The sequence below is a fragment of the Paracoccus limosus genome, assembly GCF_009711185.1.
Lineage (GTDB): Bacteria > Pseudomonadota > Alphaproteobacteria > Rhodobacterales > Rhodobacteraceae > Paracoccus > Paracoccus limosus.
Genome location: NZ_WMIF01000005.1, coordinates 155,834 through 179,164, shown reverse-complemented (window position 1 = coordinate 179,164; position 23,331 = coordinate 155,834). Strand labels below are relative to the sequence as shown.

Annotated in this window: 19 protein-coding genes; 7 read left to right on the top strand and 12 right to left on the bottom strand. The window is 66.9% G+C overall.

The features are described from left to right. The coding region (locus tag GL279_RS19250; protein ID WP_211371260.1) for a hypothetical protein at nucleotides 1-255 on the top strand (255 nt) is incomplete at its 5' end. A gap of 1 nt (nucleotide 256) precedes the next feature. On the opposite strand, the gene GL279_RS05875 is transcribed toward GL279_RS19250, so the two are convergent. From GL279_RS05875 to GL279_RS05865, 3 genes are read right to left on the bottom strand one after another with little or no spacing between them, the layout of a single operon-like run. Then, entirely contained in the window at nucleotides 257-1,225 is a 969-nt protein-coding gene (locus GL279_RS05875) for a hypothetical protein (RefSeq protein WP_155063678.1), read from the bottom strand. Between the two features lie 26 nt (nucleotides 1,226-1,251). After that, nucleotides 1,252-2,160, bottom strand: a complete 909-nt coding sequence (locus GL279_RS05870; RefSeq protein WP_155063677.1) for a glycosyltransferase family 2 protein — start codon at nucleotides 2,158-2,160, stop codon at nucleotides 1,252-1,254. After that, nucleotides 2,157-3,821 (bottom strand): glycosyltransferase, encoded by a 1,665-nt coding sequence (locus tag GL279_RS05865; protein ID WP_155063676.1) that lies wholly within the window; start codon nucleotides 3,819-3,821, stop codon nucleotides 2,157-2,159. The genes GL279_RS05870 and GL279_RS05865 overlap by 4 nt, the downstream gene beginning before the upstream one ends. Nucleotides 3,822-4,437: 616 nt before the next feature. On the opposite strand from GL279_RS05865, the gene GL279_RS05860 reads away from it, so the two are divergent. Further along, nucleotides 4,438-6,738 carry an ATP-binding protein gene (locus GL279_RS05860; protein WP_155063675.1) on the top strand — a complete coding sequence of 767 codons (2,301 nt, stop codon included), beginning with the start codon at nucleotides 4,438-4,440 and terminating at the stop codon, nucleotides 6,736-6,738. Further along, the gene (locus tag GL279_RS05855) at nucleotides 6,738-7,388 is read left to right on the top strand and encodes a response regulator transcription factor (protein ID WP_155063674.1); all 651 of its coding nucleotides are present in this window, start codon (nucleotides 6,738-6,740) and stop codon (nucleotides 7,386-7,388) included. Before GL279_RS05860 ends, GL279_RS05855 begins: the two co-directional genes overlap by 1 nt. 277 nt (nucleotides 7,389-7,665) lie before the next feature. Here the strand turns inward: GL279_RS05855 and GL279_RS05850 are convergent, their stop codons facing one another. The 7 genes from GL279_RS05850 to GL279_RS05820 are packed head-to-tail and all read right to left on the bottom strand — an operon-like array spanning nucleotide 7,666 to nucleotide 15,776. After that, nucleotides 7,666-8,442: an SDR family NAD(P)-dependent oxidoreductase gene (locus tag GL279_RS05850; protein WP_155063673.1), complete on the bottom strand. Its 777-nt coding sequence runs from the start codon at nucleotides 8,440-8,442 to the stop codon at nucleotides 7,666-7,668. Beyond that, nucleotides 8,439-9,266, bottom strand: a complete 828-nt coding sequence (locus tag GL279_RS05845; protein ID WP_155063672.1) for a PCC domain-containing protein — start codon at nucleotides 9,264-9,266, stop codon at nucleotides 8,439-8,441. Before GL279_RS05845 ends, GL279_RS05850 begins: the two co-directional genes overlap by 4 nt. Then, nucleotides 9,263-10,864, bottom strand: a complete 1,602-nt coding sequence (locus GL279_RS05840) for an acyl-CoA synthetase (RefSeq protein WP_155063671.1) — start codon at nucleotides 10,862-10,864, stop codon at nucleotides 9,263-9,265. Before GL279_RS05840 ends, GL279_RS05845 begins: the two co-directional genes overlap by 4 nt. Continuing rightward, the gene (locus tag GL279_RS05835; RefSeq protein WP_155063670.1) at nucleotides 10,861-12,030 is read right to left on the bottom strand and encodes an acetyl-CoA acetyltransferase; all 1,170 of its coding nucleotides are present in this window, start codon (nucleotides 12,028-12,030) and stop codon (nucleotides 10,861-10,863) included. Before GL279_RS05835 ends, GL279_RS05840 begins: the two co-directional genes overlap by 4 nt. Next, nucleotides 12,027-12,845 carry an IclR family transcriptional regulator gene (locus tag GL279_RS05830; RefSeq protein WP_155063669.1) on the bottom strand — a complete coding sequence of 273 codons (819 nt, stop codon included), beginning with the start codon at nucleotides 12,843-12,845 and terminating at the stop codon, nucleotides 12,027-12,029. The genes GL279_RS05835 and GL279_RS05830 overlap by 4 nt, the downstream gene beginning before the upstream one ends. Beyond that, nucleotides 12,845-13,861, bottom strand: coding sequence for a TRAP transporter substrate-binding protein (locus GL279_RS05825; RefSeq protein ID WP_155063668.1), 1,017 nt, complete (start codon nucleotides 13,859-13,861; stop codon nucleotides 12,845-12,847). Before GL279_RS05825 ends, GL279_RS05830 begins: the two co-directional genes overlap by 1 nt. Nucleotides 13,862-13,898: 37 nt before the next feature. Next, nucleotides 13,899-15,776, bottom strand: coding sequence for a TRAP transporter large permease (locus GL279_RS05820; protein WP_155063667.1), 1,878 nt, complete (start codon nucleotides 15,774-15,776; stop codon nucleotides 13,899-13,901). 354 nt (nucleotides 15,777-16,130) lie between these two features. Between GL279_RS05820 and fdhA the strand changes: the two genes are divergently transcribed. Both fdhA and chrA read left to right on the top strand, forming a co-directional pair. After that, the gene (gene fdhA, locus GL279_RS05815) at nucleotides 16,131-17,312 is read left to right on the top strand and encodes a formaldehyde dehydrogenase, glutathione-independent (RefSeq protein ID WP_155063666.1); all 1,182 of its coding nucleotides are present in this window, start codon (nucleotides 16,131-16,133) and stop codon (nucleotides 17,310-17,312) included. 140 nt (nucleotides 17,313-17,452) lie between these two features. After that, nucleotides 17,453-18,709, top strand: coding sequence for a chromate efflux transporter (gene chrA / locus GL279_RS05810; RefSeq protein WP_155063665.1), 1,257 nt, complete (start codon nucleotides 17,453-17,455; stop codon nucleotides 18,707-18,709). Here the strand turns inward: chrA and GL279_RS05805 are convergent. Together GL279_RS05805 and GL279_RS05800 are read right to left on the bottom strand one after the other, a co-directional pair. After that, the gene (locus tag GL279_RS05805; protein WP_155063664.1) at nucleotides 18,706-20,301 is read right to left on the bottom strand and encodes a DHA2 family efflux MFS transporter permease subunit; all 1,596 of its coding nucleotides are present in this window, start codon (nucleotides 20,299-20,301) and stop codon (nucleotides 18,706-18,708) included. The two genes, chrA and GL279_RS05805, sit on opposite strands and share 4 nt — an antisense overlap. 4 nt (nucleotides 20,302-20,305) lie before the next feature. After that, nucleotides 20,306-21,493: an HlyD family secretion protein gene (locus GL279_RS05800; protein WP_155063663.1), complete on the bottom strand. Its 1,188-nt coding sequence runs from the start codon at nucleotides 21,491-21,493 to the stop codon at nucleotides 20,306-20,308. 132 nt (nucleotides 21,494-21,625) lie between these two features. Between GL279_RS05800 and GL279_RS05795 the strand changes: the two genes are divergently transcribed. Next, entirely contained in the window at nucleotides 21,626-22,291 is a 666-nt protein-coding gene (locus GL279_RS05795; protein ID WP_155063662.1) for a TetR/AcrR family transcriptional regulator, read from the top strand. An 86-nt stretch (nucleotides 22,292-22,377) separates the two neighbouring features. After that, nucleotides 22,378-23,328 carry a glutathione S-transferase family protein gene (locus tag GL279_RS05790; RefSeq protein WP_155063661.1) on the top strand — a complete coding sequence of 317 codons (951 nt, stop codon included), beginning with the start codon at nucleotides 22,378-22,380 and terminating at the stop codon, nucleotides 23,326-23,328. Nucleotides 23,329-23,331 lie beyond the last annotated feature (3 nt).

Genomic DNA, 23,331 nt, shown 5'->3' with positions numbered 1-23,331 from the left:
CGAGAAGCCGTCCAAATGGCCGCCCATTTTGCCGTCTCGTTCCAAGCCAACACCTCCGACGTTCATGCGCACGGAGATTGGCCCGTTCAGATCACCAGCGGCAGGAGGGGATCAGCGTCGCGCTTACGGATCAGGAAGTTTCCTGACAGTGATCTTCGTGAAACCCGGGCCATTGCGCTCGCTGCTGCCGGGCGTCCTATTTTGGCCTTGCAGGCAATGGACGCGGCCCGAAACCGTTTGCTGGCCAAACGCTAGTTCAGACTAGTTGCAGGAGGTTGTTCACCTTGAGCAGCGTTTCGAACGGGTCGGGTGTATCGCTTTGGGCAATAGTAGGTGCGCCATCCGCAATCGGGGCAAACAGCTCGGGCAGGGGTGAGGCCGAAGGGTAATCACGCGCGATCTTGCGATTGCTACTTTCGTATTGGCTCATCAGCTTGCGGCGCTCATCCACCGACAGCAGGCGGGCCTTAGACTTGGGCACTATCTTGTTCAGGCGTACGATCTTGTCGACCAACTGGTTGTGTACGCCTTCGTCCAGCGGCAGCGTATTGCATTGGCGCACGAATTCTTGTGCCCGCAGGTCAAGGCTGGCCTTGTGGTCGATAACGGCTGCGGTTGGTTCCTCGAACCCCCCAGTGTTGCCAATCCCAAGGGCATCAAGGAAGTCATGGCCAATATCGCCGCCCTTCATCAGCTTGCGATCGAATATCCTGAGGGTCATCTGGTCGCTGGCCGCCTGCCAGCGCGCGACGAGCCGGCTATAATCTAGGAAGTTCAGGTTCCGCTGTGCCAGATATTCATGGATCGTGCACGTCAGCCGAGGCCTGAAATCGCGGATCTGCTGGCCGTAAAGCGATTCCAGATAGTCGTCCTGACGGCGCAGATAAAGCACAGTGTGAATGGTAACATCGGGCAGGAAGCGCTTGATCAGTTCGGGATGCTTGACCCATTCAAACTCCTCCGAGCTGATGACGATATTCTTGTATCCGGTCATCGCCAGTTCGTGGCGGAATTTCTGCCACAGGGGCAGGTTGTCGAGCGCTTCGTGCGGATTAGGCCGCGCGAAGATCGCCTGACCAAGCCGATGCTGGGCCTGAGTGATCCGGCCGATCCAAGGGTAATAGAAACCGTGATCGTTCAGCTTGTCGCTGTTCTTGCCCAGATAGTGCTGGAGCCAGGTGGTTGCGGTCTTGTGCGTGCCGATATGGATATAGAGGTTTTGCATTGTCGGGCGTTTCTCAGTGATGTGCGCTAGTCGGCCTTGACCTGCTCGATGCGCGGGCGGAAGGTCGCGCCGCGCAGAATGGCGCGGTAGATCTCGCGCCGGTATTTGCCCGGCACATTGCCGCGCACCATCTGCTGGCGCACGCCGAAGGCATAGCTGATCAGGCTGGGCCAGCCGCCCTCGCGCCGGCGCCACGAGGCCTCGTTGCGGGCGCCATAGCGGAATTTCCACAGGCTTTTTGCGTCGATCAGGCCAAAGTTCACGCCACGGTTGTCGGGCGTGTCGTGCACGACCCGGCTTTCGGGGACAAAAATGCCCGGATAGCTGCGCGACAGCCGGCGGGTATATTCGGCATCGTCGAACCAGATGAAATAATCGGGGATCGGCAGGCCATGCGCCTCGACCGCCCAGCGGGGCACGAGGATCGACACGAAAGAGGCGCTATCGACCAGCGCCCATGCCGCATCCGGGCGCACAAAGCGCGGCCAGTCCCAGACCGTGCGCGGCGTGTTCATCTCGCACAGCGTGCCGTCGATCCATTCCACGCGCGAGGCGGCAAAGCTGGGCCGCCATGTGTTGTCGGCCTCGAATTGCTGGATGGCGCGGACCAGTTTCTCGATGGCGTCGGGCTGGGGATAGGCGTCGTCATCCGAGATCCAGAAGTAATGCGCCCCCATGCCATAGGCCGCCTTCAGCCCGGCGTGAAAGCCGCCGGCGCCGCCGATGTTTACCGGCAGTTTCAGATAGCGCAGGCTGGGATCGGTCTTGCCGCGCGCCTCGACCAGCGCCTGCGTGTCATCGGTCGAGGCATTGTCCACCACCAGCACGATGTCGGGCCGCCATGTCTGGCCGGCCAGCGCGTCGAGCACATTCATCAGCTTGCCCGAGCGGTTGAAGGTCACGATGACGGCTGCGGTCTTGGTCAATGCGGTCATGCCTGAATATCCTTGTCGAAACCGTCACCCTCGAAACCCGCGCCCCCGGCGGCGACCCGGCGATAGACCTGCGACAGCAGTTCGCGCGCGGTCGGATCCTCGCCCAGCCGGGTCCACAGGCGCCGCATCTCGGCCTGCTGGCGTTCGTTGAAGGCGGGGTCGCGCCACAGGTCGTCCACCGCCGCCACCGTCGCCTGCACCGTCTTGCGCGGCGCAAGCGGCACCAGCAGGTCGGCCGGCACCACCTCATCCTGCGAGCCGACATCGGTCGAGATCGGGATGCAGCCCTGTTCGATGGCCTCATAGCAGACCAGCGCCAGACCTTCGTTGTTCGAGGGCAGGATCATCACATCGGCCTGACGCAGCAGCGCCGGCACGTCGGTATTGGCCGGAAGCAGGGCCACCTGTTCGGCCAGTCCGCGCCGTTGCAGCAGGTGCCGCATCGCGCCAAGGAAGGGACCCTCGCCAACCATGCTGGCGCGGAAGGCGACGCCATTGTTGCGCGCCCAGTTCGCCAGCGCCGCCACGGTTTCCGCCGCGACGATCGGGCGTTTCTGGTAGAACAACCGACCGACAAAGGCGACATGCAGCTGCTTCTGGCCGGGCTGCATGCGGACCGGCGGCAGGCTGCGCGGCTCGGCCGCGCGATCCAGCATCCGGCCCAGCCGCACCTTGCCCAGCAGGTGGAAGGTGTCGCGGAAATAATCCACCAGCTCGCCGCTGATGACATGGTGCAGGTCGATGAATTCCGACCAGACGCCCGAGATGCGCGGATAGCCGCCATCGGCATATTCGACGATATGGGTGCTGTCGATGACGCGGACCCAAGGCGTCGAGATGCGCAGATGCGGCAGGGAATCGTAAAGCTGGCGGCAATGGTGGATATGCACCAGCCGGATGTTTTCGCTGCGCACCAGCTGTTCGACATAGCGCGGCCACAGCTCATAGGGCAGGTAGCGGTCCAGCCGGATCAGGCGCAGGTCGGGGTGATCGGGCAGCCGCCCCGCCAGCCGCTGCACCGAGGCGACGCCGGCCACGACAAAGACCCGCAGCCCGGATTCCAGCGCCCAGTTCACGCAGTCGAAGGCCAGTTTCTCGGCCCCGCCATGTTCCAGCCAATGCATGCCGATCAGCACCGCCGGGCGCTTGTCGCTGGCGGGTTCGGCCGGGCGCGGGAAACTGGCGGCGCCTTCGCCAAGCGGCAGGGCCTGCGTGCTGTGGCGATGCGCGCGCTTTTTGCGGATCATCTCGGCCAGATAGCGGATCTGTTCATAGGCCAAGGGCGAGACGCGCTGCAGCGGGCGCAGCGGGCGGATCCCCCGCCAGGGCGCCTCGGCCTCGGTCGTCTCATGCGGCAGTGGCCGGCGCGGGATCGCGACATCGACCGTGACCTCCGCTGCGGCGGGATGCAGGCCGGGGCGGCGCAGCATGCCCATGTAATTGGCCGAGACCTCGCCGGGGCGGAAGGTATGGGGGCCATGCGTGACCTCGGGCGCGCCCCAGATCGCATCCTTGCCGGCGCGGAACAGGTAGGTCAGGTTCTGATCGGGATAGAGCAGATCATAGATGGCGCGGATCTCGGCCACTTCGCCCTGAATATGGGCGGCGGTCATGCGCTCTGCGGTCATGGCTTGCGGCGTGCCCGTCATCTGCCCCGTCATCTGCCGGTCTCTCTTGTTGCCTCGGGCTGCGATCTAGCCGAGTGCGGCGGAAAGGAAAAGCGCCTCGCCGACGATACAATTGCAGGTTGCCGCGCCTTGGCGGGGCAGGGCCGGGGCGCGGGGGTCGCGGATCTGAGGCAAGTAATTGTATTCGCGTTTAAATATGGTGACGAAGGTCCGCGCGGGGCCTTATGGGCGTCGGCGGGAAACTGCCGCGCGAATGGGCTGCGGTGTGGCGCGGGGGACCGGGGGTGGCATGGCGGTCGACCGGCGCCGGGATGCTGCCCCGGCGCCATGATCGCAACCTCGGCGCCCCAGGACGCCGCACTCGGGAACTGAACCCCCTGCCACCACCCGTGGCAGGTTCCGGCGCGAGCCGGACGGCGGGCTTTTCCCATGATCCCCGGACAGGGTAAATTGCCGTCATTACCTAGGCAAAACTGCCTATGCAGCCCTGTAACAGCTGCCGGGAAAACGCCAGGCTGCGCCGGGTTGCGGCTGTCCTTTGCCGGCGCAAGGCGGCAAAAGCTGCTTTTTACGTGGGATTCGGTGGGGACCGGCCCCGCGTCTCGCGGCGCCGGTCGCGCCGCAGATCACGGATAGCGCGCAGGACGCCATGAACAGATCGCTTGGGGCATTGCTGGCTGTGGGCCTGGCCGGGTTGCAGTTCCTGGCCGTGCTGGCGGTGGTGTTTTCGTCCTATGTCACCTCCGAGCGCGCCCTGGTGCGTCATGCCCGCGACCTGTTGCGCGATGTCGGCGTCAATACCGGCGCGCATAGCATGGGCTTTCTGAGCCCGGCGCAGGGCGCGGCCGAGCTGGCGGCAAGGCTGGCGCAAAGCGATGTGGTCGCAAGCGACGATCCGGCGGCGCTGGAAAAGCTGTTGTTCCAGCAGCTGCAACTGGCGCCGCAATTCGCCGGTCTCTATTTCGGCGGTCAGGACGGCAGCTTTGTCTATGTCATGCGCAGCGGCGACAGCGCCGGTCCGTTCCGCACCAAGATCATCACCCAGCGCGGGGGCCGCCGTCAGGTCGAGGTGCTGTGGCGCGACGACGCCTTTCGCCTGCGCTCGCGCAGCAGCTTGCAGGACGATGCCTATGATCCGCGCCTGCGGCCCTGGTATGCCAAGGCCAAGGCGGCGCGCGGCACGATCTGGACCGATCCCTATATCTTTTTCACCTCGCAGCAGCCGGGCATCACGCTGGCCGCGCCGGTGATGGGGGGCAATGACGTGCTGCGCGGCGTGGTCGGCGTCGATATCGAGATCTCCAGCCTGTCGGATTTTCTGGCCCGGCTGACCATCGGCAAGCATGGCCGCGCCCTGATCGTGAACCGCAATGGCGATGTGCTGGCCCATCCCGAGCCGCAGCTGATCAAGACCCGCGCCGCCGATGGCGGGCTGCGCTTTACCAATCTGGACGAGATCGGCGATCCGATCTCGCGCGCGGCCTTTGCCGCCTCGTGGCATGACGGGGTGGTGGCGCTGCCCGGCGCGCAATCGCTGGAACGCGAATTCGTGCATCAGGGCAGCAATTACCTGTCGGTGCTGCAACCGCTGGACAGCGACCAGTTGCCATGGATCATCGGCGTCTATGCGCCCGAGAACGACTTTATCGGCGATCTGAAGCGCAACCGCACGGTCAATATCGTGCTGGCGGCGCTGGTGTCGCTGTTGACCGGGCTGCTGGGGCTGGCGCTGGCGGAATATATCCATCGCCCGGTGCGGGCCTTTGCCGTGCGCAGCGCGCTGATCTCGCAGGGCGAGATGGACCCGGACACGCCGCCGCCGCGCACCTATCGCGAACTGGCCCGCGCCAATGACGCGCTGGTGCGCGAGATCGTCGCCCGCCGCCAGACCGAGCTGGAATATGGTCAGGCGCTGGATAATTCGCCGACGGCGATTGCGCGGGTCGCGCTGGAAAGCGGTGCCATCGAGCGGGTGAACCGGCAGTTCTGCCTGCTGACCGGCCATGACCGCGACAGCCTGACCGCGATGGCGCTGGCCGATCTTTGCGCGCCGGGTGATCGTGGCGAGGACGATCTGGCCGATGGCGAAAGGCTGTGGCGGCGCGCTGATGGCAGCCTGATCTGGGTGGCGCTGAACGGCATGCTGATCCATGACGATGCCGGCCGGCCCCGTCACCGCGTCATGCTGGCCGAAAATATCACCCCCCGCAAGCAGATGGAGGCCGAGCTGGACCGGCTGCGCAGCGACCTGTCGCATCTGGTGCGGGTCAGCACCATGGGCGAGATGGCGGCGGGTCTGGCGCATGAGCTGAACCAGCCTCTGGCCGCCATCGCCCAGAACAGCGACACCGCGCGGCTGATCCTGTCCGAGCATCCCGATGTCGACCCGGTGCTGGACCGGCTGCTGCTGGCGATCGAGGAACAGTCGCTGAACGCCGGCAGCATCATCCGGGCGCTGCGCAGTTTCATCAACAAGGACGCGGGCGAGCGCAGCCGCTTTGAACTGGGCCCGCTTCTGGAGCAAAGCCTGAAGCTGGTGCGCGGCGAGGCCAGCGATGCCGGCATCTGCATCCGGCCCGAGGTCTGCGACGAGCCGCTGCTGGTCGAGGGCAATCGCGTGCAGATCGCGCAGGTGGTGCTGAACCTGCTGCGCAATGCCGTCGAGGCCATGGCCGGGCGGCCGGGCCGGATCTGGCTGCGCGTCACCGCCGGCGCGGGCGCCCTGACCGTCACCGTCGAGGATGACGGCCCCGGCGTCACCCCCGGCCTGACGCTGTTTTCGCAATTCGAGACCAGCAAGCCCGGCGGCATGGGGCTAGGCCTGTCGATCTGCCAGTCCATCGTCGAGGCGCATGGCGGCCGCATCTGGCACGAGCCGCGGCCCGGAGGCGGGTCACGGTTCCATTTCACCCTGCCGCAGGGCGGCGCCGGCGCCGCAGAGGAGGCATGATGACCGAGCAAACCGCAGAATCCGTCGATCCCGTGCCGCAGCTGACCGTCTTTGTCGTCGATGACGATGCCGATGTGCGCGCGGCGATCACGCTGGGGCTGGAGCGGCGCGGCTATGTCGTGGAAAGCCATGCCTCGGCTCGCGCCTTTCTGGAGCGGCCGCATCCCGAACGGCCGGGCTGTCTGGTGCTGGATTACGGCCTGCCGGGCATGAACGGGCTGGAGCTGCAGCAGGTGCTGAACCGGCAGGACCGGCCGCTGCCGATCATCTTCATCTCGGGGCATGGGGCGGTGCCGCAGGCGGTGCAGGCGATCAAGGGCGGCGCGGTCGATTTTCTGGAAAAGCCGTTCCGGCAATCGGTGCTGGTCGAGCGGATCGACGCGGCATTCGCGCAATTGCGCGACCTGATCAGCCAGCGCGAGGCGCTGCGCCGCAACACTGCCCGGCTGGCCAGCCTGACCACGCGCGAACGCCAGATCGTGCGGCACATGGTCGGCCATCCGGCCGAGATTTCCAGCAAGGAGATCGCCGCCAAGCTGGGCATCAGCCCGCGCACCGTCGATCACCACCGCGCCCGGATTCTGGAAAAGACCGCGATGAGCTCGGCCGCCGAGCTCATCGCATTCGTCCAGCGTCACGGGCTGGGCTGAGGGCGGGATCCCGGGACGGCCCATCGCCCGGCGCGGCCGATCAGGCGGAACATACGACGGCTGGACAGCGAGCCTTGGACCTGCTGGCCAGCCTGCGCATTAACCAACTAACTTAGACCGATCACGAAATTGCGCGGCCTGAACCTAGGGTCATTTGTGCGATATGTCGATGACAATATCCTGCGCGCATAGCTGCCTTGCGGATGCTGCATCCGGGCTGGTGCGGGTCGGCATCGGGGGGCGCCGCGCCGCCATGGGCCGCGCGGCGGGAACGGGTTCAGGCGGTTTCCGCCACGCGGCGCAGCGCCGGCAGGCCCACGCCGGTCGCGTCAAAACCGCCATCGACGGCCAGCGTCTGGCCGCTGACGAAGCTGGCCTTGTCCGAGCACAGGAAGACGATGGCCTCGGCGATCTCGCGCGCCTCGCCATAGCGGTTCAGCGGAATGGCGTCGTAATAGGCGCTGATGATTTCGGGCGCGTGCACCGCCATGGCCAGCTTGGTGCGCACGGGGCCGGGGGCCACGCAGTTGACGCGGATGCCGCGCTCGCCCAGTTCGGCGGCGAATTGCTTGGTCAGGTGGATGACGGCGGCCTTGGAGGTGCCATAGGCCACCCGCAGGGTCGAGGCGCGCAGCCCCGAGATCGAGGCGATGTTGACGATGGCGCCCCGCGTCTTGGCCAGTTCCTCGGTCGCGGCCTGGGTGCACAGGAACACGCCGTCAAGGTTCGTGGCCATCACCTCGCGCCACGCCTCGAAACTGGTCTGGCCGGTTTGCGCAAACAGCGCCACGCCCGCGTTGTTGACCAGCGCATCGACGCGGTCAAAGCGGGCGACGACCTTGCGGATCACCCCGTCGACGGCCTGCGGGTCCGAAATGTCGGCCTCGACCGGCAGCACGTCGGTCAGATGGTCGCAGGCACGGTGCAATTCCTCGGTGTCGCGGTCGACGACGGCCACGGCCCAGCCCTGTTCCAGAAAGATCTCGGTTGCGGCAAGGCCGATGCCCCGGCACCCGCCGGTGACGATGGCAACTTTTTGCGCGGTTTGGCTCATGGGTGGTCCTCTGTCGGTTCAAAGATCAGTTCCAGCGTCACGCCGACCGGGTTCTCGCCCCGGGTCAGGGTGCCGCGTGCGATATGGCCGTGAATGTCCACGACCTCGATCGGGATATGCGCGCGGCCCGCCGCCAGACGCGCGCCGTCAAGGCGCAGCTCGGTCGCGTGGCAATCCATGCGATGGCCCTCGGCAAAGCGGATGTGGTCGATGCTGCCGACGCCGTGCAGCCGGGCATCGGTCATGCCGTGGCGGGCGGCCAGTGCCTCGATGGCACTGACCACATCCTCGCCGGGGCGGATGCGGGCGAATAGCCCCGCGCCATGGTCCGCGCCTTCGGGCGTGAACAGGGTGAAGGCGGTCTCGGGGTCGGGCAGGGCCTCGAACCATGTCTCGCGCGCGCCAAGGCCGGTCACGGGCGTGTCGCGGGCGATGATGCTGTCAAAGGGCAGCAGATGCCCCATGGCGCGGGTGGTGCCGTCGCTCCAGATGCCGTGGCAATGCAGAAAGGGCGCGCCGTCGCGCCAGCCGATGCTGGCACTGGCGGATTCGAGCGTCCAGGGCCCGGCGGGGGCGTGGGTGTCGGAATACCATGCCGCATGCAGCCCGTCGGTCGCGGGCGCGGGCAGCACATAGCGCATCGGATCGCAGACAAGACCCGCAAGCGACAGGGTGCCGCCCTTGCAACCATGTGCCGCGAACAGATCGCCCACCGCCTGCATGACGCTTTGCCCTGCGGGCAGCACGCCCGCGATGGGCAGCAGATCGGCGCGCCGGGTCTGGGCGCGGTCGGGGTGGCGGGGGCCGGGGTGGATCATCCTCATGCCCGCCTTGCCTCGTCCGGGGGCGTGACCAGACCGCGGGCGATGATCTCGTCGCGGATCATCTTCTTGGTGATCTTGCCATAGGCCGATTTCGGCAGCGCCTCCCAGATCAGGAACCGCTTGGGCAGCTTGTAGCGCGAGACCTTGGGCTCAAGGAACGCGGCCAGCTCGGCCTCGGTCACCGGGGCCGAGGTCACGCAGACCGCCCAGCCGACCTCGCCCCACAAGGGGTCGGGCATGCCCAGCACCGCGACCTCGGTCACGGCGGGATGGGTCAGGATCTTTTCCTCGATCTCGCGCGGGTAGACGTTCGAGCCGCCCGAGATGAACATGTCGCTTTCGCGGCCGGTGATATAGACGAAGCCCTGTTCGTCCATATGGCCCAGATCGCCGGTGCGGAACCAGCCGTCGCGAAAGGCTTTCGCATTGGCCGCCGAGTTCTGGTAATAGCCGGCAAAGACGGCGGGGCCGATGACGCAGATCTCTCCGGTCTGGCCGGGGGCGACTTCACGGCCCTGATCGTCCTGGATCTGCACCTCGATGCCGGTGCGGGCATGGCCGCAGGTGCCGATGCGGGCCGTGGGACCGTCCTCGGCCTGATGCAGATGCGCGGGCAGCACGGTGATATTGCCGGTGACCTCGCCCAGCCCGAAATATTGCACCAGCACGGGGCCCAGCACGTTCAGCGCCTTTTGCTGATCGACCCGGTACATCGGCGCGCCGGCATAGATCACATAGCGCAGCGACGAGGTGTCGGCCGTCGCGGTCGAGGGATGTTCGACCAGCAGCTTCACGATGGTCGGCACGGTGAACATGGTCGAGACGCGCCATTCCGCGACCAGATCCCAGACCTGCGCCACGTCGAATTTCTCGCCCGGCAGCAGCACGGTTTTTACTCCCCGCGCCACCTGCGTCAGCTGATGCACGCCCGCGCCATGCGACAGGGGCGCCACCACCAGCGAGGCATCATCCCCGGTCAGGCCGGGCATCAGATCGGCCAGATGGTTGGTGACCACAAAAGCCATCTGGCCATGGGTCAGGACGCTGGCCTTGGGCCGGCCCGTGGTGCCCGAGGTGAAGAAGAACCAACAGGGATCGTCGCGATCCACCGGCGCCACCTGCGGGCGGTTGCCCATCGCCGCCTCGGTCAGCGCATCGACCGAAGGCCCGAAAGCTGCCTCGCCAAAGACCAGCGTTTCCACGTCGCAGGCCGCCGCATGATCGGGAAAGCCTGCGTTGCAAAACATCAGCCGCGCGCCCGAGGCCGCGGTCAGATAGGCGACTTCCTCGGGCGTCTGGCGAAAGTTCGCGGGCACCCAGACGCCGCCGGCGCGCCAGACCGCGAACATGGCCTGCATCATCTGCAGACAGTTCTGCGACTGGCACATCACCCGGTCGCCCTTGTGCAGACCGTAGCGGGTTTGCAGCACATGGGCCAGTGCATCGGTGCGGGCCTCGAATTCGGCCCATGACCAGCGCGCCGTGCCCATGACCAGCGCGACGCCGCCCGGATCGCGGCGCGCGGCCTGGGTCAGGAAGGTCGCAAGGTTCATCACCCGGGTGCTGACCGGGGCCAGCCCGCCCGCAGGATCGCTCATTTCAGCCGCTCCAGGATCGAGCAATAGGACGCGACCGCCGCGCCGCCCATGTTGAAGATGCCGCCAAGGCCGGGATCGGCCAGCTGCATCTCGCCTGCCTCTCCGGCCAGCTGCATCGCGACCATGACATGCTGCGAGACACCGGTGGCGCCGATGGGATGGCCCTTGGATTTCAGCCCGCCCGAGGGGTTCACCGGCAGCGCGCCGTCAAAGCGGGTGGTGCCTTCGCGGATCACGCGCCAGCCCTGACCGGGCTCGGCCAGCCCCATCGCCTCGTATTCGATCATCTCGGCGGTGGTGAAGCAGTCATGCGTCTCGACCAGCGACAGGTCCATGATGCCGACGCCCGCCTGCGCCAAGGCCGAGGCCCAGGCCCGGCGCGGCCCGTCAAAGGCGATGGGATCGCGCCGCGACAGCGCCAGATAGTCGCCGGCCTGCGCGCGGGCACGAAAGCGGATGGCGCGGCCCAGCCCCTCGGCCAGTTCCGGCGCGACCAGCACCAGCGCCGCCGCCCCGTCCGAGACCAGCGAGCAATCGGTGCGCCTGAGCGGGCCCGCCACCAGCGGGTTCTTGTCCGAGGGCGTGTTGCAGAAGGCCACGTCAAAGGGCTTGCGCAGATGCGCATAGGGATTGCGCATGCCGTTTTCGTGGTTCTTGGCCGCGATCATCGCCAGCTCTTCCGAGCGGTCGCCGTGGCGCTGGAAATAATTCTCGGTGATACGGCCAAAGACGCCGGCAAAACCGCCGGGGATCTGGCCCTCTTCGGGGACAAAGCTCGCGGACAAAAGGATGTCGCCCACTTCGGCATTGGGCGTGGCCGACATCTTTTCGGCGCCGATCACCAGCGCCACCTTGCCGCGCCCCGAGGCGATGAAATCGGCGGCGGCATACAGCGCGGCCGAGCCGGTGGCGCAGGCGTTTTCCGTGCGCAGGAATGGCACGCCCGCCAGTTCCGGCGTGCCCATGGCGACCAGCGCGCCCTGAAAGTCCTGCCGGGAAAAGCCGTTGTTGAAGACGCCGACGAAAATGCCATCGACGGCCTCGGGCGGGACGCCTGCGTGGTCCAGCGCCGGGCGCGCGACCTCGGCCATCAGGGCGAGTGTGTCCGGGGCCTCGGACTTGCCGAACTTCGTATGCGCCCAGCCGACGATCAGGGGGTCGGTCATGCGGATCTCCTTTGCGGTTCAAGGGCGGCAAGGCTGCGCCCGATCAGATGACATTCACGGTTCAGGGCGGCGACCAGCTCGGCCTGCCGCAAAAAGCCCATACGGTTTTCGATGGCGGCGATGGACAGCGCGCCCGCAGGCCGCCCGTCGGGCCACAGGATGGCGACGCCCAGTCCCCATGAACCTGCGACGATGCGACCGGGGTTCAGCGCGTGGCCGGTGTCCCGCGCCAGCGCCAGATCGGCGGCCAGATCATTGACCAGCCCCGGCCCGAATTCGGCGATCAGCGGGCGGGTGCGCAGCAGCGCCGCCTGCGCCTCGGCCGGGGGCAGGGCGGCCAGGATCGCCATGGCGCCGGCGCCGATGCCGGCGGGCTTGCGGTCGCCCTTCATCAGCGCATGGGTGCGGACCGGAAAGCTGCCCTCGACGCGGTCGAGGCACAGCGTATGGTCGCCCTGCGGCACGGTCAGCAACACGGTGTCGCCGGTCTGGTCGGCCAGCCGCAGCATCGAGGCGCGGGCGTGTTGCAAGAGGCCGTGGCGTTCCTCGGCGAAGCTGCCCAGAAGATAGGCCTCGGGGCCAAGGTGATAGCGACGGCTGTCACGGTCCTGTTCGACCAGCCGCGCGGCGCAAAGCGCCAGCAGCAACCGCCGCGCCGTGGGGCGGGGCAGGCCAGCCGCCTCGGCCAGCGCCGCCAGCGTCAGCCCCGGCCCGCCGCCCCGCCCGACCAGCGACAACAGCGACAGCGCACGGGCCACCGCCTGCGCGCCTTGACCGCCTTGCGGGTCGGTTTGGGGGGCGGCCGGGGCGCGCATCAGGCCAGCTTGCGCCCGATGGCGGTTTCAAGGATCTCCCATGCCTCGTCGCCAAAGGATTTCTTCCATTCGGCGTAGAAGCCGGCCTCGCGCAGCTTGTCCTCGAAGGGCTTGGGATCGACCTCGTTGAAGACAAAGCCATGGCCTTCCAGATCGCCGCGCAGGCTGGCGTTCAGCGCCATGACATCGGCGCGCTGGCGCATGGCGCCTTCGTTGAAATGCTTGGCGACGATCTGCTGGTTGGCCTCGCCCAGGGCCGCCCAGGCGCGGCGGTTGCCCAGAAGCCAGAAGCCGTCCCACATGTGGTTGGTCAGCGACAGGTATTTCTGTACCTCCCACAGTTTCGCGACCTTCATGATAGCGAGGGGGTTTTCCTGCCCGTCGACGATGCCGGTCTGCAGCGCGGTATAGACCTCGGCAAAGTTGATCGAGGCGGGCGCTGCACCGAAGGCCGAGAAGAGCGAGGTCCACAGCGGGCTGACCGGCACGCGGATCTTGAACCCTTCCAGATCGGCGGGGCTGGTGATCGGCTTGGTCGAGGTAGTGATCTGGCGGAAGCCGTTGTCCCAGATCTTGTCCATGACGATCAGGCCGGCGGCCTCGATCTCCTTGCGCTCATAGGCGCCAAGCGCGCCGTCCATCGCCTTCCAGACGGTGTCGTAATCGGGGAAGGCAAAGCCCACACCGTTCAGCGAGGATTTAGGCACCAGCGTCGACAGGATGATCGGCGAGAGCTGGAAGAACTCGACCCCGCCGGCGCGGAGTTGCCCCAGCACGTCGGTATCGGCGCCGAGCTGGTTCGAGGGAAAGATCTGGATGTCGACCGCGCCCGAGGTTTCCTCGGCAATCGCCTTGATCGCCTGCGTCAGCTGCACGTTGCTGGGGTGTTCCAGCGGCTGGTTGTTGGCGATCTTGTAGCTGAATTCGGCGGCGCGGGCCATGCCCGGGCGGATGAAGGGCGCGGCCAGCGCGCCTGCGGCAGCGCCCAGCAGGATGTGGCGGCGGGTGGTCATCATTGGGTTTCCTCCTCCCCGAATGGGTGTTGTTTTAGGCTTAGAGCAGCGCGGTCGAGAACCATGGCACGGCGGCAATCGCCAGCAGTCCGACCATCAGCGCGGCCAGATAGGGCCAGATGTCGCGCATCACCTTGTCGGCAGGGACATTGGCGATCTTGCAGGCGATGTAAAAGCCGATGCCGACCGGCGGCGCCATCAGCCCGATGTTCATCGCGGTGACGATGACCATGGCGTAATGGATGTCATGGATGCCAAGGCCGCGCGCAATCGGGAACATGATCGGTGCCAGCAGCACGATGGCCGGCAGACCTTCCAGAAAGCAGCCCAGCACCAGAAAGATCACGATGCTGGCCAGCATGAACACCACCCAGCCGCCCGGCAGCCCGGTGACGATGGTCATCAGATCGCGGGCAAAGCCCGATTGCGTCAGCGCCCATGCCATGGCGCTGGCCGCGCCAAGGATCAGCAGGATCGCGCCCGACATGGCGGCGGTGTCGATCAGCATCGCGCCCAGCTTGCGCAGCGGGATGCCGCCATAAAGCACGACCCCGATCACGAAGGCATAGACCACGGCGATGGTAGAGACCTCGGTTGCCGTGGCGACGCCGCCTGCGACCAGACTGCGGATCATGAAGGGCAGCACCAGCGCCGGGGTGGCGATCACGGCGGCTTTCAGGATGGTGGCCCCGCTGGCGCGGCGCACGTTGGACATATCCTCTTTGCGCGCCTTCCAACGCGCCAGGATCGCCAGCATGACCAGAAGCACCATGGCGATGGCGAAACCGCTGGTGAACAGCCCCGCGATCGACACGCCCGCGACCGAACCCAGCACGATCAGCACGATCGAGGGCGGCACGGTATCGGCCATGGCCGCGCCGGTCGCCAGCAGCGCCGTCATCTCGGACGGTGAATGGCCGCGCCGGCGCATCTCGGGGAACAGCGCCGGGGCGACGGTCGCCATGTCCGACACCTTCGAGCCCGAGATCCCCGAGACAAGGAACATCGAACCCAAGAGCACATAGCTCATCCCCGCTTTCACATGCCCGAACATCGAGGCCAGCACATTGACGATGGCCTTGCCCATGCCGGTGGCGTCAAGGATGCAGCCCAGCAGCACAAAGACCGGAACCGACAGCAGGATCAGCGCCGACATGCCCTCGTCGATGCGGCCCAGCATGACAAAGACCGGGGCGTGGCTGGCGAAGGTCAGATAGGCCAGCGTCCCCAGCGCAAAGCAAAAGGCGATGGGGACGCCGATGCACAAGAGCCCCGCGACCAGAAGGCCCAGCCAGATCGGCAGGTTCCAGTTGCCAAGGGTCAGTAGCGCCGGGCGCGAGAGCCACAGCGCGCCCGCGACGATGGCCAGCACCAGCACCACCGTGCCGATCACCCGCCACTCCCGCGTGCGCAGCACCGAAATGACCATCAAAAGCGCCATCAGCCCGATCCCCGCCGGCAGCGCCGAGGCGCGCCATGACATCGGGATCTGCAGCGCGGGCGAGGTGACGAAACTTTCCTCATAGGCGTATTCCACCGCCACCGGCAGCAGCCGCAGCAACAGCACGCAGACCAGAATCTGCCCGGTGACATCGGCGACGCGCGCCACCCGCTCGGGCAGCAGCGGCAGGAATACGGTCAGGCGCATGTGTTCATGCCGGTCCACTGCCAGCGCCGCGCCCAGCATCGCCATCCAGATGAAGCTGAGCGAGGCAACCTCGTCGCCCCAGATCAGCGGCTTGGCCAGCACATAGCGGCAAAAGACATTGGCCAGCACGGTGACGATCATCACCGACAAAAGCCCGGCGGCGACGATCTCGACCGGGCGCATCCAGCGCTCGGCGCGTTTCGGCTCGGCCAAGGCCTCGACGCCGCCAAGCGCCAGCTCGGCATCCGCCTGCGTGTCGGTCAATTGCATCCGTTTTTCCTCCTTGGCGCCGGGGCTCTCCCCTTCCCCTGGCGGCGGTCCACGATATGGACGGGCCGTCTGGCGCATGATGGCGCAAACTTCGCGGGATTCGCGTCAAAAATGCAAGAGGGAAAAATGGCGCCCCCGTCAAATTGCCGATTCCGGTCCGGATAGTTCCACAATGTGGAATAACGCGCCAAACCCGCCCGGCAATCCCTTGCCGGTGGCGTCGCGGCGAGGGCGGCTGTCTGTTTCAGTCGTCCAATCGTCGCAATTGACGCATCTGCCCGGTCGCAAGCGGATAACCTTGCCGGACAGCCGGGCAGCACTGCCCGGGACCTATGCATTGAGGAGGGGAGCTTCATGAGCAACAGGGGTGTGGTCTATATCGGGCCGGGCAAAGTCGAAGTGCAGAACATCGGCGATCCGAAGCTGCAATCGCCCGACGGGCGCAAGATCGAGCATGGCGTGATCCTGAAAGTGGTCTCGACCAATATCTGCGGGTCGGACCAGCACATGGTGCGCGGCCGCACCACCGCCGAGCCGGGTCTGGTCCTGGGCCACGAGATCACCGGCGAAGTGATCGAGAAGGGCGCCGATGTCGAGATGCTGGAAATCGGCGACATCGTTTCGGTGCCGTTCAACGTGGCCTGCGGCCGCTGCCGCTGCTGCCGTGAAGGCGATACCGGCGTCTGCCTGACGGTGAACCCGTCGCGCGCCGGCGGTGCCTATGGCTATGTCGACATGGGCGGCTGGATCGGTGGTCAGGCGCGCTATGTCATGGTGCCCTATGCCGATTTCAACCTGCTGAAATTCCCCGACCGCGACCGCGCGATGAACAAGATCCGCGATCTGACGATGCTGTCGGACATTCTGCCCACCGGCTTTCACGGTGCGGTCAAGGCCGGCGTCGGCGTCGGCTCGGTCGTCTATGTCGCGGGCGCCGGCCCCGTGGGTCTGGCCGCTGCGGCCTCGGCCCGCATTCTTGGCGCCGCCGTCGTCATGATCGGCGATTTCAACAAGGAACGTCTGGAACACGCCCGCCGCGTCGGCTTTGAGCCGGTGGACCTGTCGGCCAGCGACCGTCTGGGGGACATGATCGCCCAGATCACCGGCACCCCCGAGGTCGATGCCGCCATCGACGCCGTGGGCTTTGAGGCGCGCGGCCATTCGGGCGGCGAACAGCCGGCCATCGTGCTGAACCAGATGATGGAAATCACCCGCGCCGCCGGCCAGATCGGCATTCCGGGTCTTTACGTCACCGAGGACCCGGGTGCGGTCGATGCCGCTGCCAAACAGGGCAGCCTGTCGATGCGCTTCGGTCTGGGCTGGGCCAAGGCGCAAAGCTTCCACACCGGCCAGACCCCGGTGCTGAAATACAACCGCCAACTGATGCAGGCCATTCTGCACGACCGTCTGCCCATCGCCGACATCGTGAACGCCACCATCATCCCGCTGGATCAGGCGGTTGCGGGCTATGAAAGCTTTGATGCCGGTGTTGCGCGCAAATACGTGCTCGACCCGCATGGGATCCTGGCGGCGTAAGGCCGGCCGGATCAGAGTTTCCCTGGGAAAGGCGGCCTGCAAGGGCCGCCTTTTTCCGTTGCCGCCGGTCGTCGGGCCCTGTCGCGGCGCGCGGCGCGTCGTATAAGCGGGCGGACAGGGGTCGCAAGCAGGGTGGCGGGATGACCGACCGGCAGGACGCGCAGACGGGAACGGGGACTGCGCCAGAAACGGGGCCAGAAAAAGGGCCGGCCGCGGCGGCCAAGGGGTCACCGGGCGAGGTCTTTGCCGCCTTTCTGAAGCTGGGGCTGACCAGTTTCGGCGGACCCATCGCGCATCTGGGCTATTTCCGCGCCGAGCTGGTGCAGCGCCGGCGCTGGCTGTCCGAGCAATCCTATGCCGATCTGGTGGCGCTGTGCCAGTTCCTGCCCGGGCCGGCCTCGTCGCAGCTGGGCTTTGCCTTGGGCATGATGCGGGCCGGCTGGCTGGGGGCGCTGGCGGCCTTTATCGCTTTTACCCTGCCTTCGGCGCTGATCCTGATCGTCTTTGCGCGCGGGGCGGGGGCGATCTCGGGGCCGGTGGGTCTGGGCGCGCTGCATGGGCTGAAGCTGGTGGCGGTGGCCATCGTCGCGCAAGCGGTCTGGGGCATGGCGCGCAGCCTGTGCCCGGACCGTCTGCGCGCGGGCATCGCAGTGCTGGCGGTGGCGCTGCTGGGGGTGCTACCGGCGGCGGTGGCGATGATTGCGGCGATTGCGCTGGGGGCCGGGCTGGGGGTGCTGGGCGGGCGCGGCGTGCCGGCGCCAGCCAGCGGGCATCTGGCGCTGCCGGTGACGCGGGGACAGGCGGCGCTGGCGCTGGCGGTCTTTGCCGGGCTGCTGCTGGGGCTGCCCTTGCTGGCGGGTCTGGCGCCGGGGCTGGATGTGTTCGGGCGGTTCTTTCGCGCCGGCGCTTTGGTCTTTGGCGGCGGCCATGTCGTGCTGCCGCTGTTGCAGGCCGAGGTCGTGGCCCCGGGTTGGGTCAGCCCCAACCAGTTTCTGGCCGGCTATGGTGCGGCGCAGGCAGTGCCGGGGCCGCTGTTTGCGCTGGCGGCCTATCTGGGCGCGGTGTTGCAGCCGGGGCCGAACGGGCTGGCGGGCGCGGGCATCGCGCTGCTGGCGCTGTTTCTGCCGGGGTTCCTGCTGCTGATCGGCGCCTTGCCGTTCTGGGACCGGCTGCGGGCCCGGGCCGGGGCGCAGGCGGCGATGCGCGGCGCCAATGCCGCCGTGGTCGGCATCCTTGGCGCGGCGCTTTATACGCCGGTGTTCACGGGCGCGGTGGCCGATCTGGGTGATCTGGCGCTGGCTTTGGCCTGTTTCGTGGCGCTTGTGCTGTGGCGGGCGCCGCCATGGCTGGTGGTGCTGGCGGGGGCAGCGGGGGGCGTGGGGCTGGGCGCGCTTTAGTGCCCGCCGCCACCACCCCCGGCCATGGCCGGTTTTTGCACCAGCATCAGCATCAGCCCCAGCGCCAGAAACACCCCGGCCAGCAGGACAAAGATATCGGCCAGCGACATCACCAGCGCCTGTTGCCGCGCCATGCCGGTGATCGCCGACAGCGCCGCCGTGGGGGCGGCATCGCCCAAGGGGGCATAGGCCTGTTCCAGCATCGCCATCGCCGCCGAGGTGGCGTCGCGGCCGGGGTTCACCGCCTCGGACAGGCGCTCGAAATGCATGGCCTGACGGTTGGTCAGGATGGTGTTGATCAGCGCAAGGCCCACCGCACCGCCAAGGTTGCGCGTCAGGTTGAACAGCCCCGAGGCGTTCTTGACCTTTTCGGGCGGCAGCATCCCCAGCGCGATGTTCGACACCGGCACCATGCACAGCATCAAGGACACCCCCCGCGTCAGTTGCGGCAGGAAGATCTCCCAATAGTCCCAGTCGGCGGTGATGCGCGACAGATCCCAGCAGCTCCATGCAAACAGCGCCAGCCCGATGCCCATCATCAGCCGCGGGTCCATGGTCTGGGTCAGCCGCCCGGCAATGGGCGCGGTCACGAACATGGCGATGCCGGTGACCATCATTGCCTCGCCGGTCTGCAGCGCGGTATAGTCGCGCACGCCCGACAGATAGACCGGGATCACATAGATCATGCCGTAAAGCCCGATGCCCATGCCAAAGGAAAAGATCGAGCCCATGGCAAAGTTGCGGTCGGCAAAGGCGTCCAGCCGCACCACCGGTTCCTCGGCGGTGAAGGCGCGCCAGAAGAACAGAAAGCCGCCGAACAGCATCACCGCCGTCAGCCCGGCGATGGTGCCCGAGGCGAACCAGTCGTCCTTGGCCCCCTCTTCCAGCACATATTCCATGGCGCCCAGAAACAGGCCCAGCCCCAGAAAACCCCACCAGTCGAAGCGGTTGAGCAGGCTGAGGTCGGGCTTGTCGAAATCGATCAGCGTGACGGCCGCCGTGGTGACGATGATGCCGGGGATGACGTTGATGAAGAACAGCCAGTGCCAGCTCATCAGCTCGGTCAGATAGCCGCCCAGCGTCGGGCCGATGGTCGGCGCCAGCGTCGCCACCAGCCCGATCATCGGCGAGACGATATGCATTTTTGAGCGCGGAAAGATCGTATAGGCGCTGGCAAAGACGGTCGGGATCATCGCGCCGCCGATGAAGCCCTGCAGCGCGCGCCACAGGATCATCTCGTCGATGGAATTCGACAGCCCGCAAAGCAGGCTCATCAACGTGAACCCGCCCGAGGAAATGGTGAACAGCCAGCGCGTCGAGAGCATCCGCGACAGATAGCCCGACAGCGGGATCATGATGACCTCGGCGATCAGATAGGCGGTCTGGATCCACGGGATCTCATCGCCCGAGGCCGAGAGCCCGGCCTGAATTTCCGACAGCGAGGCCGAGACGATCTGGATGTCGAGGATCGCCATGAACATGCCCAGCACCATCAGCAGAAAGGTGATGAGCTTGCGCGGGTCGATGCGGTCGTCGGCCGGCGCGGGGATCGCGGCCGGGGTCGAAACAGGGGCTGCGCTGGCGCCCGCCATGGTCCTAGCCTTCCCGGTTGGGCTGGGCCGCGTCCGCCGTGGGCAGGGCGCTGGTCGCGGCACCGGATCTGGCGGGGGCCGGGGTGGCTGCGGGCGCCGCCGGGGCCAGCGGCGCGTCGCTGCCGGTGCGGATATCGACCGTGGTCACCGCCGACATGCCGGGGCGCAGCGGCAGGCGCGCGCGGTCGGCGGGGTCGATGTTGATGCGCACGGGCACGCGCTGCACCACCTTGGTGAAATTGCCGGTCGCATTCGAGGCCGGCAGCAGGCTGAACACCTGCCCGGTGCCGGCGGTCAGGCTGTCCACCGTGCCCGACAGCACCTTGCCCGGCCAGGCGTCGATGGTGATCGAGACCTTGGCGCCGGGGCGGATGCCGCCGATCTGGGTCTCTTTGAAATTCGCCTCGACATAGATGTCGGCGACGGGGACCAGCGTGCCGATGCGCGAGCCGGTGTTGACGAATGAGCCGACCTCGACCTGACGCTGGGTCAGGATGCCGTCGAAGGGGGCGCGGATCTCGGTAAAGGCCAGATCGCGCTCGGCCTGGGTGACCTTGGTCTGGGCGGCGCGCACGTCCAGCCGGGCGATGTCGGCGCGGGCCTGCAGGACGGTCAGCTCGGCTTTGGCCTGTGCCAGCGCGGCCTGCGCGCTTTGCACCTGAGCTGCGGCGGATTTCGCGGTCGCTTCGGCGGCATCGACGGCGGCCTGCGTGCCGGCCGAACTAGTTTTGAGTTCAGTCGCGCGGCGATAGGTTTTCTGGGCGCCGTCATTGGTGGCATTGGCGGCGGCCAGCGCCGCCTCGGCCTGCGCGATGCCGGCACCGCCGGCCACGACCTGCGCTGCCAGCTGCGCCTGCGCGCTGACGGCGCTGGCGAGCGCGTTGCGGGCGCTTTCCAGCGCCAGCCGGTAATCCTCGGCGTCGATGCGGGCGATGACCTGATCGCGGGTGACGGCGGCATTGGGGCCGACCAGCACCTCGGCGATATAGCCGCTGTCGCGGGCCTGCAGCGTGATCAGATCGGCATGCAGATAGGCGTCGTCGGTTTCCTCGTGAAAGCGGCCATAGCTGAACCAGTGCCAGCCCTCATAGGCGCCAAGCGCCAGCACGACCACGGCAAGGATGCCCAGCACCCGCTTGGCCTTGCCACCGCGCCCCGTTGCAGCCGGGGCGGCCTGTTGGTCGGAAGCCATGTTGCACCTTTATCAAGAATGTTCGCCGGAAACCGGGCAGCCGCGGGCCGGCGAATCCGGCGGCGGTTTGAGGCAGGATGTATATTGACCGAACGGTTCGGTCAATATAAAAGCCGGCAGCGAGGAGACGAAATGACCGCAGCCGACGCCCAACCCGAAGCTTCGTCCGACTGCTCGACCGATTGCGCCGAAGCGGACACCCCCAAGCGCCGACAGATTCTGGACGGCGCCCGGCGCATGTTCCTGTCCAATGGCTTCGAAGGCACCTCGATGCAGGATGTCGCGCGCAGCGCCGGCGTGTCGAAGGGCACGCTTTACGTCTATTTCGACAGCAAGGAGGCGATGTTCGGCGCGCTGGTGCGGCAGGAATGCGGCCTGTTGCAGGACAGCGTGCGGCGGCTGGCCAGCGGCAGCGGCGCGGTCGGGGATGAGCTTCTGGCCGTCGCCCGCCAGATCCTGACCCGGCTGTTGCAGCCCGAGGTGCTGGCCGTGATGCGCATGACCATCGGCGCGGGCGAGAAATTCCCCGAGCTGGCGCGCCAGATCTATGATGCGGGCCCGATGCGCACGCGCCGGATCCTTGCCGATTACCTTCGCCGGCGCGTCGAGGCGGGCGATCTGCTGATCGGCGATTGCGAGGCGGCGGCGGGCGAATTCATGGATCTGGTGGTTTCGGGGCTGCAACGCCGCGCGCTGCTGATGATGCCGCCGCTGTCCGAGAGCGAGATCACCGAACATACCCGCGCCCGTGTCGGCCGGTTTCTGGCCGGGCGCTGTCCCGGTGCGGCGCAGGGCTGACCCCCGCTTCGCGCGGCGTTGCAATCCGACCGGCGCGGATTATACCCGGTCGGGTAATCATGGAAATGGGCCAGAAGGGGCGGAACATGCTTGTCGATGGCAAATGGGTCGAGAACTGGCAGCCGGTGCAGGCCAAGGACGACAAGGGCGGCTTTGTCCGTCAGGTCTCGGGCTTTCGCAACTGGATCACCGCCGATGGCGCGCCGGGCCCGACCGGGCAGGGCGGCTTCAAGGCCGAGGCCGGGCGTTATCACCTTTATGTCGCGCTGATCTGCCCCTGGGCTTCGCGCACGCTGATCGGGCGGGCACTGAAGGGGCTGAAAGACGTCGTTTCGGTTTCCGTGGTCGAGCCTGAACTGGGCGATCAGGGCTGGGCCTTTGCCGCCGGCGCCGATCCGGTCAACGGCGCCGAATTCATGCATCAGATCTATGTGCAGGCCGATCCGCATTATACCGGGCGCGCCACCGTGCCGGTGCTGTGGGACAAGGAAACCGGCACCATCGTCAACAACGAATCGGCCGATATCCTGCGCATGTTCAACGCGGGCTTCGGCGCGCTGGCCTCGGGGCCGGATCTCTATCCCGAAGCCCTGCGCGCGCGCATCGACGCGCTGAACGAGCGCATCTATCCCCGGCTGAACAATGGCGTTTATCGCGCCGGTTTCGCCACCACGCAGGCCGCCTATGACGAGGCCTTTGCCGATGTCTTTGCCGAGCTGGACCTGCTGGAGGCCGGGCTGGCCGCGGGCGGCCCCTATCTGACCGGCCCCGCGTTCACCGAGGCCGATATCCGCCTGTTCGTGACGCTGGTGCGCTTTGACGCGGCCTATCATGGCCTTTTCAAGACCAACCTGCGCCGCATCGCCGATTACCCGGCCTTGCAGGCCTATATGCAGCGCATTCTGGCGCTGCCGGGCGTGGCGCCGACGGTCAGCATCGACCACATCAAGCGCGGCTATTATTCGATCAAGGCGCTGAACCCGGTCGGCATTGTGCCCAAGGGGCCTGAACTGCCGTGGTGGCCGCCGCAGCTTTAAGGG